Origin of the sequence: Maribellus comscasis, assembly GCF_009762775.1 — a bacterium.
In the GTDB taxonomy this organism is placed as follows: Bacteria; Bacteroidota; Bacteroidia; order Bacteroidales; family Prolixibacteraceae; genus Draconibacterium; species Draconibacterium comscasis.
The window spans coordinates 4,670,229-4,684,251 of the sequence record NZ_CP046401.1; the positions used below are offsets into that span (position 1 = coordinate 4,670,229).

Sequence of the window (14,023 nt, forward strand, 5' to 3'; positions counted from 1 at the left end):
CAAAAAAAATAAAATTATGAAGAAAATATTCAATTTTATATTAATTGCTGCGCTTACCGGGAGTTTTGTTACTTTGTTTTCATGTAGTGACGAATATTTGGAAAAGGAACCTCCTGGATCTGCGGCGGGTACAGTAATGGAATCGTCTGAAGGTATCGAAGCTTTATTGATAGGTACTTATAGTAGTGTTCAGGGACAACAAAGATTCGGTGGCGCTTTGGGAACCGACTGGACATATGGTGGAGGTGCCTCGGATGATTGTTACAAAGGAACATCTACCGGTGACCAGAATAATTTTAATGCAGTTGAAAGATATGAAGCTTTACCGTCAAATGCATACATGAGTAACAGGTGGCAGGATTGTTATGACGGGGTAGCCCGTTCTAATTTAACACTGGAATTTTTGTGGACAGTACAGGGAGGGGATAACCCAATTGACGATGCAAGGGCTACAGTAGTAGAGGCTGAAGCCAAATTTCTTCGTGCCTGGTTTCATTTTAAAGCAACAAGAGTTTTTTGGAAAATACCTTATGTGAAAACTCAGACAGAACTGGGGGAAACTTTACCTGAAGAAGTTCCGAATGACTCCGAAGGATGGGATGATATTGAAGCGGATTTACAATATGCTATTGATAATCTGCCCGAGACCAGCCCTCTTGGCGAAGTTGGGAGAGCTACCAAATATGCTGCAATGGCAGTTAAAGCTCATGCTCATATGTATCAAAATGAGTTAAGTTCTGCCAAACCATTGCTTGACGAAATTATAAACAGTAATGTTTTCAGTTTGGTAGATAATTACAATGATAATTTCGATATGACCACTGAGAACAATGCAGAGTCAATCTTTGAAATTCAGGCGGCAACAAGTGGGAGTAACCATTCAGCTCTGGTACTTGCCGGCCCTTGTATGCATCAGTCAGGACCGGCAGGTTTAGGATGGGGTTTTTATCAGCCTTCACAAAATTTATTTGAGGCATTTCAGGTAAGCGATGAAGGATTGCCGGTTTTGGATGTTGCCGATCGGGAACCGCTGGCACATGACATGGGGGTTGCAAGTAGCGTTGCATTCACGCCGACAGATCATTTTTTAGATCCTCGTGTTGACTGGACAATTTCCCGTCGTGGAATTGATTTTTTGGGTTGGGGAATTTGTGAGGGAGCTTCGTGGATTCGACAGCAAGATAATGGCGGCCCATATATGACCAAGAAATTTATGCATAAGGCTGAAAACCAAAGTTTAAACGCTTATGGCAGAGGGTTTGACAACGGGAAGAATTTCAGGGCAATACGTTATGGGCATATTTTATTATGGAGAGCAGAAGTTGCTGTAGAAGAAAATGAATTGGATTACGCCCGCCAGTTGGTAAATATGATTAGGGAACGTGCCAAGGGGAGCGATGTAGTAATGGGGAAAGTATCGACTACAGTGTTTGACGGAAATGAAATAGTTGTAGACTGGACACAACCAGCTGCAAATTACAAAGTTGAACCTTATCCTGTGGGAGCTGTAGCTTTTGCTACACAGGAGGAAGCCAGGAAGGCTGTACGGCTCGAAGAAAGACTGGAATTTGCAACCGAAGGTATGCGATTCTTCGATCTTAGAAGATGGGGTATTATTGCCGATGTACTGAATGCCTACATTGCCGAAGACGTTAAGTTCAGAACTTTCTTGACAGGAGCTGTATTTAATTCGGAAGAAGATGACTATTGGCCTTTGCCCGAAAGTCAGCTTGATCTTCAGGATGTGTTGCAGCAAGATCCCGCTTATCAATAGTCTGGTTTAACTAAGAACAAGCAGTGAAGCTGATTTTAATCAGCTTCACTGCTTATAAGTTATTTGAAGTATGAAACAAAAAAATCAGAACAGATTAGAATATTTAGGAGGGTATAAGCGTAGTTCTGATTTCCCAAAATACATATGCATGAACTCACTAAAAAAAATGACTTCTATAAGTTTTAGATTTTGTTATTGAACCATTTCCTGTTGAAGGATTAATTCTTTATTTTTTAAAGGTAAAATAAATAATTATCTGAAATGAAAATAGTACATAAACGTATTTCCGAAATCTTTTTCCAGATTTTGTTTAGTTCTTACAGAACCGTTTCGGGCATTCTTAAAAGCAGTAACATAACGGTCAAAATTATTAATTGTTTCTGTTCTGATCGATAAGCCGCCTAAATCAGGCATTTTTCTGGTTCCATTATAATAAATTAATACTGCCTCCTCCAAATGTCGGGGAATGGTCAAGTATTCTAATTCTTTCATTTGTTTTAAGTTGTTTACTAACGTTTCTACGTCTTTCGACAGCAGCAACCAGGCCATTTCGTATTCAAATGCTTTTTTGTTTTTTGAATTTGATTGCAGTAATAATGGAATATTATTTTGCGGATCGTTAATCTGAATGAAAAAATTATTTTGAGGTGCCATCCTGCGCTTTGAAATTAATTCGGGGTATTTTATAATTTGCAGAGAATCTTCCAAAACAGGTTTATATTCTTCCGCGAGATTTCTGTAGTTTAGTGTGGCATATAAAATTTGATTGTATTTTTTTGCCCTTTCATAATTCCCTCTGATAATATTTGTTTTTAGCAGCAATTCAATGTTTTGCGGCCGTATACCGTAAACAATCATCTCCTCATAAGCCCAACGATGAGCTTCGTTTATCAGACCTACCGAATAAAAAAAGTGAGCTCCCCAGGCAAGATGTTCATTACTCCAGGGTAAAATCAGACTGTTAACATTAAAATCCTGTTCGGCATAAAAAAGTCGCTCGCAAAGTTGGTCGGTTTCCGATAATGAGATGTTATGCAAATATTGTCCGATTAAATTTTTTGAAGGATACATTTCGTGAAATCGAATAGCCTCATCATACTTTTTTTCTGAAACAAGATGTTCAAGGTTTAATATTCTGGATGTTTGTGAGTTATGAAGATGAATCAGCATGAGAATAGTGACCACGAACACTCCTGTTACCGATAAAAAGGAAAGTAAGGCAGATGACTTTTGAGGTTTAACCCATGAATTCAGTTTAAAAATGACCGGGAAAAAGACCAAGTATATGGTAAGAACAAGTAAGAGTATTTTATGGTTTTTTACGTTGATAAGTGGGAGTGGATATAAAAAAAACTGCTGTAGCGGCTGAAGAAAAATAATTTTGTAAAAAAATATAACGGCAAAAAAGGATATCAGTATTGCAAAAAAAGAAAGAGTAAATTTGAATTTTTTACTTTCAAACACAAGATTATGAATGATATACATTCCAAGGAAATAAAACAGGTAAGAACCTGCAAGATAATAGAATACCGGGATAAGCAAAAGTGTTACATATTTTAGGACTTCTCTTTTTGGCAATATTACCCAGTCGAAAAAGAACAAAACCAACAAAAATCCCAGATTATATTCAATAAAATGATAATAGTGACTTTGCATTAAAAGGAGCAAAGCAGCGGGTATTGTAATAATTGCAATAAAGACTTTGGTAGTAATTCTTTTTGAGATTTTTGAACATAAAACAGTTGTTAGGGAAATGGTTGCAGATAAAACGATTGATCCCAACAAAGGAGTGTAATAGAATTGGGTGAAAAAATTGCCAGCATATTTCAATAATCCTCCCGGTTTTGTTAAATAGTCTTTGAGATATTCAACAGAATAAATAAAAAGGCCCTGTTTTTCCTGGAAAAATAAAGTTGATCGTGCAAACCAAAAAATATAGCAAAAACATAAAACGAAAAAAAGAACGAATACAGCGTAACCGGATTTAACTGTTTGGGTTAGAAAATTAACTTTATTTTTTTTTATCCATTCCATTATTCTGTTATTCATGAATTCCTTTGTCTTCGGAAATATTTTTGTTTTCCGTATTTAAAATCTTTAGGTCGTATGTCTCACTGTCAGATTTAGCATGAATCCCGGCATTGTTGGCAGCTTTAGCAAAATTTCGCGGTGTGAAATCTATTTTATCACTAACTAATTCAGGAATATTAAATGACTCCAGTAATTTCTTATAGAAAGTTGGGTCTTTCTGAGGCAAAACAAATGGCTTCCCCGTTTTTCCCTCCGAGCTATGGTGGGTAAAAAATGGTCTGGCACTTCTCCCATCCATTCTTTTGCTGCTGAAAACAATCCACTTACTGTTTGATGACCATGTATGATAGCTCTCTGTTTCATTGCTGTTAATATCCAACTTTCTTACTTTGTTTGTATTAAGGTCCAAAATGAACAAATCAGCTTCTTTATGCCAAATCGGAAATGTACCATAGTCCTGAAGCGTAAAGACCAAAAAATTTCCATCGGGTGAGATTCGGGGAAAAGAAGCACTTTTATTTATTTCGGACGAATTGAAAACCATCTCGGTATTTCCAAAAGTTTTCGAATCCTTCTGAAACCTTTTTTTAACCAAATTATAGTGAATATTTTTTATGTCGTTGAAATCATGTCCGCTATTAGAATTGTTTTGCTCTGCTCTGCAGAAATACAAGTATTCTCCATCAGGCGACCACGTTGGGAAAGTCTGTAACGGATTAATGGTATCACTGGTAGTAATATTTATAATTTCATTGGTTTGGGTGTCATATAAAATGAGCGATGAAATTAAGTCGTAAACCTCAATGTTTTTCGTCATATGTGCATAAAAACTTTGCCTGACTTGGTTCGATGAAAAGGCAACAAATCTGCCATCGGGATGCCATGCAGGATAGCTAGCTCCACTCGGCATTCCCTCAGTTTTAATTTTGGTTTTTATTAATTTGCCATTATCAGAAAAGTATGTTCCACCCTTTGAACCGCGAATATGAATAAGAAATTCTTCCGGATTGTTTTTATTAAATGAGTGACAATTCACACAGTTTTTGTCTATAACCTGGTTGTCTACAATTGATTGGGTTCGGAAGCTGCTTAGTGAGCGCTGCTCAATTTTTATATTGGACCAATTGTAATACCCTGGATGAATCATCCTGTAAACCAGATAAGAATCAATGTTATCTTCTGATATATTAAATGTAAAAGCAAGAAATTCTTGCTTTTCTTTCTTGTCCGTTATACTTGAAACTTCCACAACAAGTTTTTTCCCTTTGTTTTTATTTAGAAGTTTTTCCCATCTTTTCTGTGGAAATTTTATTAACCCATTTGAGGATTTTATTTTCAGAAGGTCAGTTTTTTCGTTGTCGGAAACGACAACCTCAAATGATTTGCCTGATTCTTCAATGTAAAAATTGAGAGGTGCAATATTATAGGGTACGGTAACATCACAGTAATCTGGGAAAATATGTGGACGTTGTTCTAGTTCTACGATATGATTTGACGCACTTTTGTGACAGCCTCCAACGATAGTAGACAAAATTAAAATAAACAGAGCCCAGAATAAAACAATTATCGATTTCATTTTGGTTTTATCGTTCAGTTATTAAAGCAAACTTACTCAAATGCGTTTGTGTTTACTTTGCTTTAAAGTTAGAATTTTTATTTCCAACTGAACTACAAGAATTCCTATTACACAACAGGAAATAGTCCCCTAGAATTAAAGAGAGCTGAGAAAATTAAAAACCGGTTTAAATCAGAAACAAACGAATCCACCCCTGGATTATTTCGCCGGTTTCCGGGTCCAATTGCGAACCAAACATACTATGCGGTATCGAATATACAAGCAACATTACCAATGATGCAATGACTGTATAAACCGGACGTTCCTTTTTTCGGTTCATAAAAAAAGCAATAACCCAAAAAATAAAGGCAAACAAAGTTTTATTGTCTGTCAAATCCCACGCAAAAGGAATTCCTGCCCAGGCTTCACCAAAAGCATACCATTGAACCCATGGGCCCAGAACCATACCACCGATAAAGAGTGCTATGACAGTTATAGTTGTAAACAATTTATATCTCTTATGACGGAATAAGGCCATAATGCCCGCCAGGTTTCCAAGGAACATAGCAAAGAACATAAAGAAAATATGTGGAAATAAAACACTCAGCGGAACATCTCCTTTGAATCGGATTACTACAGTTTGAGCATCATTTAACGCGTATTTTTTTCCGTTTTTTTCAAGTATAACAAGATATTCATATTTACCCGCAGGAGGAAGGTGAGGCAAGTATCCGACAAGATTATCATATTGCCGTTTCATTTCTACTTTTGTCCACGGATCGTTAGTAGGGTATTTTCTGTATTCCAAAATTCCAGATATATTTTGATCCGGTATGTTAAGTTCTATTTTGCAATCACTTTCCCCTCCATGGCTTCTGATTAAATTAAAATTGTATGCGGTATTTTCGATATGGGTTTCTACCTTTTTGTCGTATGTAGGTCCCGTTTTTTTTTGATAGATTATTGCAATTGCGGTTATCAGGAATGCAACAATCAGATATAGAAATGTTTTCATACGAGTTTGTCTTTAGTTATACAAGTATATAAACTTTTTTCAGTAAAAGAGATGAGTAGAGAATCTAAATTGAGTAGTATTTTTTAAAAAAAAGAAGACTGATGTCTATTTTTTTGTATATTGTGCCTGATTTTCTACTTATTGTACAGAATACAATAGTTGAGATTTTAGTATTTTTTATATTTGAAGATAAACGAAAAAGGAGAAACATTTGACCTAGAAAATAGTTTCCCAATTGTATTGAAAATAAACGATTTTTAGCAAAAAGCTAAACGAGATTCATTTTTTGATTCCCTAAATCAGAAAATTGATTTCATTTTTAATTAATAAACTTTAACTGAATTTAAACTTATCTGCCTATGAGATCAACCTGAGTGCACATTCGTGACATCACAAAATCACAAGAACATTTGAATTAATATTCATTCAACTTTAATAACAAGACTTAAAATTTATGGGAAAGAAATCGTATTAGAGATTTTCTTTTAGCCTTTCTATTATTTGATGTTTACATGGCATTTTCTCAGTTAGTCTATGCGCAGCAAAAGATTACCCAGGGTAAAGTAACGGATACTCAAATTTTGCCTTTCCCGGGAGTTTCTGATGTTGTAAAAGGGAAAACAGCAATAAAACGATAATTATATCCTGAACGTTGTTCCTGCAAATGCAGCCGAACTAGTTTTGTTTTACGTTGGGCTGTTATTGCCCGGGATTGCAATTGGAAACCAAACAAAGATTGACGTTGCCTTGAAAGAACATGTGCTTGGTACGGTACCTAAATGAGAGAAGAGCTTACAGATGCTGTTCCAAAGGTTTCCCTAAAAGAGATGGAAGTTTCGTCCGCTCCCAATATCTTCCTGCTTCCAAACCAACTTTTTTTATCCGTGGGGAGAAGACGTTGATATTGACCGGGATCAATCTGCCGCCAATTATGATATCGGATTGTATCCTTACTCAAATAATTCACCGAGGCTTTGCCTCCGGGTTACCTTATATTCTCCCCTGATTTCAGGGGAGATGTCATCGGCCAGATGGCGGATGACAGAGGGGTGAAATAAAGTTGGCGAAATACTCTTTGGCTCTGCCACAGGGATAGTTAACTTTAAGGATTTTCTTTATTTTGCCGAAACTAATGAAGCAATGAGAGCTGTTCAGTGGGAGCAACGTTTGTTTGCTGCGGAAGGCTTTCGCTTCTTTGACCTGCGACGTTGGGATAATCTTTCCAATAAAATTTGAGGTAAAAGTATGGCCGAAATTTTGAATGGTTTTGCTGCTGCTGATTTAAGAGTAAGACCTTCATTCATGTCGGGAGCTAATTTTAGTGATAAAGATAAATATCAACCTATTCCTCAAGCTCAGCCTGATTTGCAAGCTGGGTTTTAGTGCAACATTCTGAATATCAGCAAAAAGATATAGTTGTGTAAAAGAGGGGTAAATTGCCCCTCTTTTTTGTAACCCCAAAACTTTAAACCACAGATACTGGTTTCTGAATACAATTTTACTTCCAAGACTGTTTTATTTTAACCTTCTTTTTTTATCTTTGATTAGTTCCAACTAAATTTAAAGAATATGAAAAAGTTGTTTTTACTCGTAACTCTCTTTGTTTTTATTGTTTCTGGTATGTCAGCGCAACCCAAAATTCAATTTGTAGAAAAACCTGCAGAAAAAAAAGTCGATGTATTAATTGATAATGAGTTGTTTACATCGTATATCTACCCGGATAATATTAAAAAACCAGTGTTGTGGCCTGTAGTCACTGCAGAGGGAAATGAGATTACCCGGCAATTTCCGCTAAAAAATAAACAGGGAGAACGTGTGGATCATCCCCATCATGTGGGAATTTGGTTAAACTATGGCGATGTTAACGGATTGGATTTTTGGAATAATTCCGAGGCAATACCAGCAGAAAGGGCTGATAGTTATGGTACGATATATCACAATAAAGTTGTTTCGGCAAAGAGCGGAAACAAAAATGGAATTTTGAAAACCACAGCTGAATGGAAAAATAATGCTGGTGAAAAGCTTTTAGATGACAACACCGAATTTTCTTTTTCTACGGAAGGGAAAACCAGAATAATAGATCGGGAGACTACATTAAAAGCAGTAAACGGTAAAGTTGAAATTAACGATAACAAAGAGGGAATGTTCGCCATTCGTGTAACCCGGGATTTGGAATTACCTTCGACAGGCAAGGTAAAACTCGTTGATTCGCATGGAGTAGTTACTGAGGTTGAAGCTTCTGACGACGATATTGCAAATGGAAATTATTTAAGTAGTGAAGGAATAGAGGGTGGTGATGTTTGGGCAACACGTGCCAAATGGATGAAATTATACGGAGAAGTTAACGGAGAGAAAGTGGCGGTAGTTATTTTTGATCATCCCGATAATCCAGGATACCCAACATATTGGCATGCGCGCGGATACGGATTATTTGCGGCAAACACATTAGGACAGAAAATATTTTCAGAAGGTAAAGAAGAGATGAATTTCTCAATTGATGAGGGAAAAACAGCGACTTTTAAATATCGTTTGGCGGTATTTTCAGGAGATCCTTCGGTGGCAGAAATTAATAAAATGGCCAAAGATTTTGAGAAGAAATAACAAAGCCTTTGTTTTTTAGTCCCCCATTTCTTATGAAAAATACATTTGTCTTTCTACATTTGAGGTTTTACATGCAGGAATGGCTTTGAATTATATCTGGATATTTTTTTTTCTTGTTGCTTTTGTCATAGGCCTGGCAAAACTGATATTTTTGGGAGACACTCAGGTTTTCCCTGAAATGATGAATGCCACATTTGATATGGCAAAAACCGGGTTTGAGATCTCTTTGGGATTAACGGGTGTGCTTACCCTTTGGATGGGAATAATGAAAATAGGAGAGAAAGGGGGAATTGTAAAAGTTTTTTCAAAATTTATCGGCCCTTTTTTTTACAAGCTTTTTCCTGAACTGGGAAAATCCCATCCCGCACACGGCTCCATTATGCTTAACATAGCCGCTAATATGCTCAATCTCGATAATGCTGCAACACCAATGGGATTAAAAGCAATGCAGGAAATGCAGGAAACCAATCCGAATAAAAAAACGGCATCCAATGCACAAATTATGTTTTTGGTATTGAATACCTCCGGATTGACACTCTTACCCATCAGTATTATGGTTTACCGTGCGCAATTAGGAGCGGTTAATCCATCCGATATTTTTATACCTATTTTATTGGCAACTTATTTTTCTACAATTGCCGGGTTGATTTCAGTTGCCATTTACCAGAAAATTAATTTGCTTGACAGAGTAGTATTGAGCTACCTTGGTGCCTTAACCGTTTTTATTGTCGGTATAATCTGGTATTTCTCCACGCTTGATAAAGATTCAATTACACGAATATCAACTGTGGCAAGTAATCTTATTTTGTTTTCTGTAATTGTGGCTTTTATTTTAATGGCAATTTTTAGAAAAGTTAATGTTTATGAGGCGTTTATCGAAGGTGCCAAAGATGGCTTTAAAACGGCTGTTAAGATTATTCCGTATCTGGTTGCTATTTTGGTTGCCATCGGCGTTTTTCGTGCGTCGGGGGCGATGGACTGGTTTGTTTCAGGCTTTTCCTGGGCCTTTGAGCAAGCGGGGATCAATACCGATTTTATACCAGCTTTGCCAACAGCACTTATGAAACCACTGAGTGGAAGTGGTGCCCGTGGAATGATGGTGGATGCCATGTCGACCTATGGTGCAGACTCGTTTGTTGGCAGAGTAGCAAGCACTGTTCAGGGAGCTACCGACACAACATTTTATATTCTGGCAGTTTATTTTGGGTCAGTGGGAATTAAGAATACGCGTTACGCCGTTGTTTGTGGTTTAGTCGCCGATTTTGTCGGGATTATTGCATCTGTTTTTATGGCTTACCTGTTCTTTTATTAGGGCTTCTCAGGTAAATTTCGATTCAATTCCGCAAACGAATATTTCTAAATGTCAACAGAATCATAAACCACAACCTTTTCCCATAAATCAGAATTTTCTTCAATAAACTTTAAATGCAGCGGGTGTGTTTGGTAAACAAGTTGGTCTTCCAAAGTGTCAAACATTACCAAATAAGAATAGGTATAGGAATTGTCAACAACTCCCCGTTCTTCAGTAGCAGCCGGAATTCCAATATGGCTTACAGTAATAGTTTCTACTTTGAGTAACTTTTCCAGAGCACTTTCAAATTGTTGACGATGCGCCTGATTATCGGGCTCCTTTAACCAGAAAAAAACATGATGTAATAAAGCGCTGCTAATTTTAACTTCGCCTGCTCCTGCTTTTTTTGATATACCTGAAATACCTGCCAATGCTAGTGCTGCTGTTCCTCTTTTGATAAATGACCTTCTGTTTTTCATCGATTTATATTTTTAGTAATTTTTCAATTTCAGAAATATGTAGTTTAAAATGCCGCGGAAAATCTTCAACCATTTTTTTTAACGATACCTTTTCATATTTATCCGCCATCCACTCGTTATCCAGTTTAGCGGGGTTGATATTTTTGATGACATGTGTAAGATGCAAATGGATATATTTCCACAATGCAATCATATTTTCCCAGTTTTCGTTTTCATAGTTTTGTATGGCAATCCAACGGTCATTATTTCCATAGGTCGCATAATTGGGGAATTCCAGTGGCGATTCGCTGTATTGTAAATGAATAATCCTGTGCGTGTTGTTCGATGCAGAATCAATCATGTGCCCAACAATATGTTTTATTGTTCGGTTTTGAATATTTTTTAGAATTCCAATTTGGTTTTCAGAAAGATTTTTAAACTTTCCCTCCCATTCAAAAACCAACGCTTCCAGTTCATCTGCCAGGTATTGAAATTGATTCATAACCATAAAATATTGTTATTTAAAGTTGCCAACAACTTTTTTTATTGCCGCTAGTTTTTTTAAAAGAGGTTCAAGTAAATCGAGTTGTAGCATGTTTGCTCCATCCGATTTTGCCTTTTGAGGCTCAGGGTGCGTTTCAATAAAAATGCCGTCGACTCCAACTGCAATTCCTGCGCGGGCAATGGTTTCAATCAATTCCGGTTTCCCCCCCGTAACTCCGCTGGCCTGGTTCGGTTGTTGTAACGAGTGGGTAATATCCAAAACTACCGGTACATCCATCGCCTGCATAACCGGAACTCCCCGGTAATCGACTACCAAATCCTGGTATCCGAAAGTAGTTCCCCTTTCAGTAAGAATTATTTTATTACTTCCACTTTCGCGTACTTTGTTTACCGCAAATTGCATTGCTTCAGCCGATAAAAACTGCCCTTTTTTTATATTTACAGTTTTACCGGTTTTGGCAGCTGCGACCAGAATATCGGTCTGCCGACATAAAAATGCGGGAATCTGTAAAACATCAACAAATTCAGCAGCCATTGCGGCTTCTTCGGAAGAATGAATGTCAGTTACCGTAGGTATATCATAATTTTTTCCCACTTTTTGTAGAATTTTCAGCGCTTTTTTATCACCTATCCCGGTAAACGAATCGAGCCGCGAGCGGTTGGCTTTTCGGTACGAGCCTTTAAAAATATAAGGAATTCCCAGTCTGTTGGTAATTTCTACAATAGTTCCCGCAATTTCCAAAGCCATTTCTTCGCTTTCAATGGCACATGGCCCTGCCATTAGGAAAAAAGAATCTTTGCCGGCGTGCTTTAGTTTGTCAATATGAAAATTCATAGTACTTTTCTTTCATGCAAATTTAGAAAGTAAAACTGAAGTTTCAGGGAATTTAACTCCTGCTTATCAATAAAAAAATGGTGCATTTGCATTTTTTTTTAGTTTTGGAGTGGTACAAAATTAAAGGTGTGGTATTTCACAAGTGTAAACCTAACTAATGAAATTGAAAGAAAGGAATAGTGACAGCAGGATCTGGCAGAGTTTTCTTGGTGGAAGTAAAAGTGCTTTTCAGGAAATTTACTTTGATCATTACCGGTTCCTGTACAATTACTGTAGAAAATATACCAGTGATTCGGCTTTGGTTGAAGATATAATCCAGGATTTATTTGTAACATTGCTAGTAAAACGCGGCTCTTTAAGCCAAACCGACAATATTCGATTTTACCTGTTTTGTTCAATCAGACGTAAGCTTTTTAAAACCTTAAATACAAAACAATATAAAGTAACCGATTTGTTTGATAGCAATAATCCCAAATTTCTTTTTGAAGAAAGTGTTGAACCTGCATACGGCGACGACGAGGAACAGAATCGGTTGAGAAGAAAGTTGCTTGCTTCTGTTAATCGACTGGGAGAACGCCAAAAGGAGATTGTTTATCTAAAATACCAGTCGGGTTTGAATAGTAAAGAAATTGCTGAAGTTTTAGGCGTATCTCATCAAACAGTTCGAAACACACTTTGTAATTCCCTGATTAAGATTAGAAAAGATTTTGAAGATGAAATTCCCAAAGGACGAATGGTGGTGTTGTTTAGTAGTTTTTTTAATGAATTATAGAAACGATTAAATAAAAGGTGTTTTTATGATAGTACAATTTTTGAAATGCTGTATTTATAGATTATTGAATTGATTGGTTAAATGAACGCAGATATACAAAATATAGATGATTTTCTGGCAAACGACGAGTTTAATGAATATGTTTTGCATAATTCAGAAAAGCAGAAAAGGAAATGGACACTTTTTTTTAAAGAGCATCCTGAATTGGAAGAGGAGGCAATACGTGCTCAGAAAATAATAAAAGAACTTTATTCACTAAAAGATACAGCATCAAACAAAGAAATAAATGAGTTTCGTTTGCAAAGGAATTATGAGGATATCTGGAAAAAATACAAAAACATAAAATCAAAATCTACTATTTTATTTGCCTCAAAATGGATTTGGAAAAGTGTAGCGGTTGCAGGTATGGTTGTAATAGCCATTTCTTTTTATTGGTTGATAAATAATTATGTTGGCTCAAAATATAAATCGCAGGAGTTTTCCGAGATATATGTTCCTGCTTCCGAGAAAAGTCAAATTAAATTACCCGATGGTTCAATGGTTTGGCTGAATTCACAAACAAAAATCAAATATTCAAGTGAATTTAATAAAGAAGAAAGGATTTTGTTTCTCTCTGGAGAAGCATACTTTGAAGTAACAGGCAATAAAAAAATACCTTTTCTGGTTGTCACTGACAAAGCGGAAGTTCAGGTTGTAGGAACTAAATTTAACGTAAAAGCCTATTCAAATGAAGATAAAGTAGAAGCAGCCTTGGTAGAGGGGAAGATTAAGTTTGTCGGTGTCGGTACTAAGCAGACAATTGAACTTAAACCGGGTGATAAAGCAGTTTATAATGCAGATACACAAAAACTAATTGTGACAGAGGAAGATGTTAATGCTGAAGTTGCGTGGAAAGATGGAAAAATCGTATTTAGAAACAGTCCTTTGTCTGAAGTTTGCAAGACGCTGGAGCGCAGGTACGATGTTAAAATAGTTATTGAAGATACAAATGGAAATTTAAATTCTCATCCGTTTACGTTTACTATTGAAGGAGAAGATATACAGCACATTTTTACCTATTTGGGTAAAGCCGCTCCGCTCAAATTTGTTTCACAGAAAGAACAGAATAAAGTTGAATACCTGATTTATCCATTGGATTAAAATGGAGATTGAATGAACCAATAAGTATAGAACAAAACAACAATGAA

At 36.4% G+C, this 14,023-nt stretch carries 15 protein-coding genes; 8 read left to right on the top strand and 7 right to left on the bottom strand.

Features of this window, described 5'->3' with window-relative positions:
* The first annotated feature begins 16 nt into the window (after positions 1 to 16).
* On the top strand, positions 17 to 1,774 hold the full coding sequence (locus GM418_RS18630) for a RagB/SusD family nutrient uptake outer membrane protein (protein WP_158868754.1): 1,758 nt from the start codon (positions 17 to 19) through the stop codon (positions 1,772 to 1,774).
* A gap of 252 nt (positions 1,775 to 2,026) precedes the next feature.
* Here the strand turns inward: GM418_RS18630 and GM418_RS18635 are convergent, their stop codons facing one another.
* The 3 genes from GM418_RS18635 to GM418_RS18645 form a co-directional block, all read right to left on the bottom strand.
* Positions 2,027 to 3,823: a DUF6057 family protein gene (locus tag GM418_RS18635; protein ID WP_343033292.1), complete on the bottom strand. Its 1,797-nt coding sequence runs from the start codon at positions 3,821 to 3,823 to the stop codon at positions 2,027 to 2,029.
* Positions 3,816 to 5,381 carry a TolB family protein gene (locus GM418_RS18640; RefSeq protein WP_158868756.1) on the bottom strand — a complete coding sequence of 522 codons (1,566 nt, stop codon included), beginning with the start codon at positions 5,379 to 5,381 and terminating at the stop codon, positions 3,816 to 3,818. Before GM418_RS18640 ends, GM418_RS18635 begins: the two co-directional genes overlap by 8 nt.
* Before the next feature lie 166 nt (positions 5,382 to 5,547).
* Positions 5,548 to 6,375, bottom strand: a complete 828-nt coding sequence (locus GM418_RS18645) for a hypothetical protein (protein ID WP_158868757.1) — start codon at positions 6,373 to 6,375, stop codon at positions 5,548 to 5,550.
* A 512-nt stretch (positions 6,376 to 6,887) separates the two neighbouring features.
* Here GM418_RS18645 and GM418_RS31875 point away from each other — a divergent pair.
* A complete protein-coding gene (locus tag GM418_RS31875) occupies positions 6,888 to 7,013 on the top strand; it encodes a hypothetical protein (protein WP_281350171.1) in 126 nt (41 codons plus the stop codon).
* Between the two features lie 312 nt (positions 7,014 to 7,325).
* Here GM418_RS31875 and GM418_RS18650 read toward each other — a convergent pair whose 3' ends face one another.
* On the bottom strand, positions 7,326 to 7,463 hold the full coding sequence (locus tag GM418_RS18650) for a hypothetical protein (protein ID WP_158868758.1): 138 nt from the start codon (positions 7,461 to 7,463) through the stop codon (positions 7,326 to 7,328).
* Positions 7,464 to 7,515: 52 nt separating this feature from the next.
* Between GM418_RS18650 and GM418_RS31485 the strand changes: the two genes are divergently transcribed.
* From GM418_RS31485 to GM418_RS18665, 4 genes are all read left to right on the top strand, one after another.
* Positions 7,516 to 7,611 (top strand): RagB/SusD family nutrient uptake outer membrane protein, encoded by a 96-nt coding sequence (locus GM418_RS31485; protein WP_217447518.1) that lies wholly within the window; start codon positions 7,516 to 7,518, stop codon positions 7,609 to 7,611.
* A 9-nt stretch (positions 7,612 to 7,620) separates the two neighbouring features.
* A complete protein-coding gene (locus GM418_RS18655) occupies positions 7,621 to 7,758 on the top strand; it encodes a hypothetical protein (RefSeq protein ID WP_158868759.1) in 138 nt (45 codons plus the stop codon).
* 186 nt (positions 7,759 to 7,944) lie between these two features.
* Positions 7,945 to 8,976 (top strand): DUF6807 domain-containing protein, encoded by a 1,032-nt coding sequence (locus tag GM418_RS18660; protein WP_158868760.1) that lies wholly within the window; start codon positions 7,945 to 7,947, stop codon positions 8,974 to 8,976.
* Positions 8,977 to 9,055: 79 nt separating this feature from the next.
* On the top strand, positions 9,056 to 10,288 hold the full coding sequence (locus GM418_RS18665; RefSeq protein WP_158868761.1) for a nucleoside recognition domain-containing protein: 1,233 nt from the start codon (positions 9,056 to 9,058) through the stop codon (positions 10,286 to 10,288).
* 44 nt (positions 10,289 to 10,332) lie between these two features.
* Here the strand turns inward: GM418_RS18665 and GM418_RS18670 are convergent, their stop codons facing one another.
* From GM418_RS18670 to kdsA, 3 genes are read right to left on the bottom strand one after another with little or no spacing between them, the layout of a single operon-like run.
* Positions 10,333 to 10,746: a Dabb family protein gene (locus GM418_RS18670; RefSeq protein WP_158868762.1), complete on the bottom strand. Its 414-nt coding sequence runs from the start codon at positions 10,744 to 10,746 to the stop codon at positions 10,333 to 10,335.
* A 4-nt stretch (positions 10,747 to 10,750) separates the two neighbouring features.
* Positions 10,751 to 11,227, bottom strand: a complete 477-nt coding sequence (locus GM418_RS18675) for a DinB family protein (RefSeq protein WP_158868763.1) — start codon at positions 11,225 to 11,227, stop codon at positions 10,751 to 10,753.
* Between the two features lie 15 nt (positions 11,228 to 11,242).
* Positions 11,243 to 12,064 carry a 3-deoxy-8-phosphooctulonate synthase gene (gene kdsA / locus GM418_RS18680; RefSeq protein ID WP_158868764.1) on the bottom strand — a complete coding sequence of 274 codons (822 nt, stop codon included), beginning with the start codon at positions 12,062 to 12,064 and terminating at the stop codon, positions 11,243 to 11,245.
* Positions 12,065 to 12,221: 157 nt separating this feature from the next.
* Between kdsA and GM418_RS18685 the strand changes: the two genes are divergently transcribed.
* Together GM418_RS18685 and GM418_RS18690 are read left to right on the top strand one after the other, a co-directional pair.
* A complete protein-coding gene (locus tag GM418_RS18685; protein WP_158868765.1) occupies positions 12,222 to 12,836 on the top strand; it encodes an RNA polymerase sigma factor in 615 nt (204 codons plus the stop codon).
* Between the two features lie 81 nt (positions 12,837 to 12,917).
* Positions 12,918 to 13,976, top strand: coding sequence for a FecR family protein (locus GM418_RS18690; protein ID WP_158868766.1), 1,059 nt, complete (start codon positions 12,918 to 12,920; stop codon positions 13,974 to 13,976).
* Positions 13,977 to 14,023: the final 47 nt, after the last annotated feature.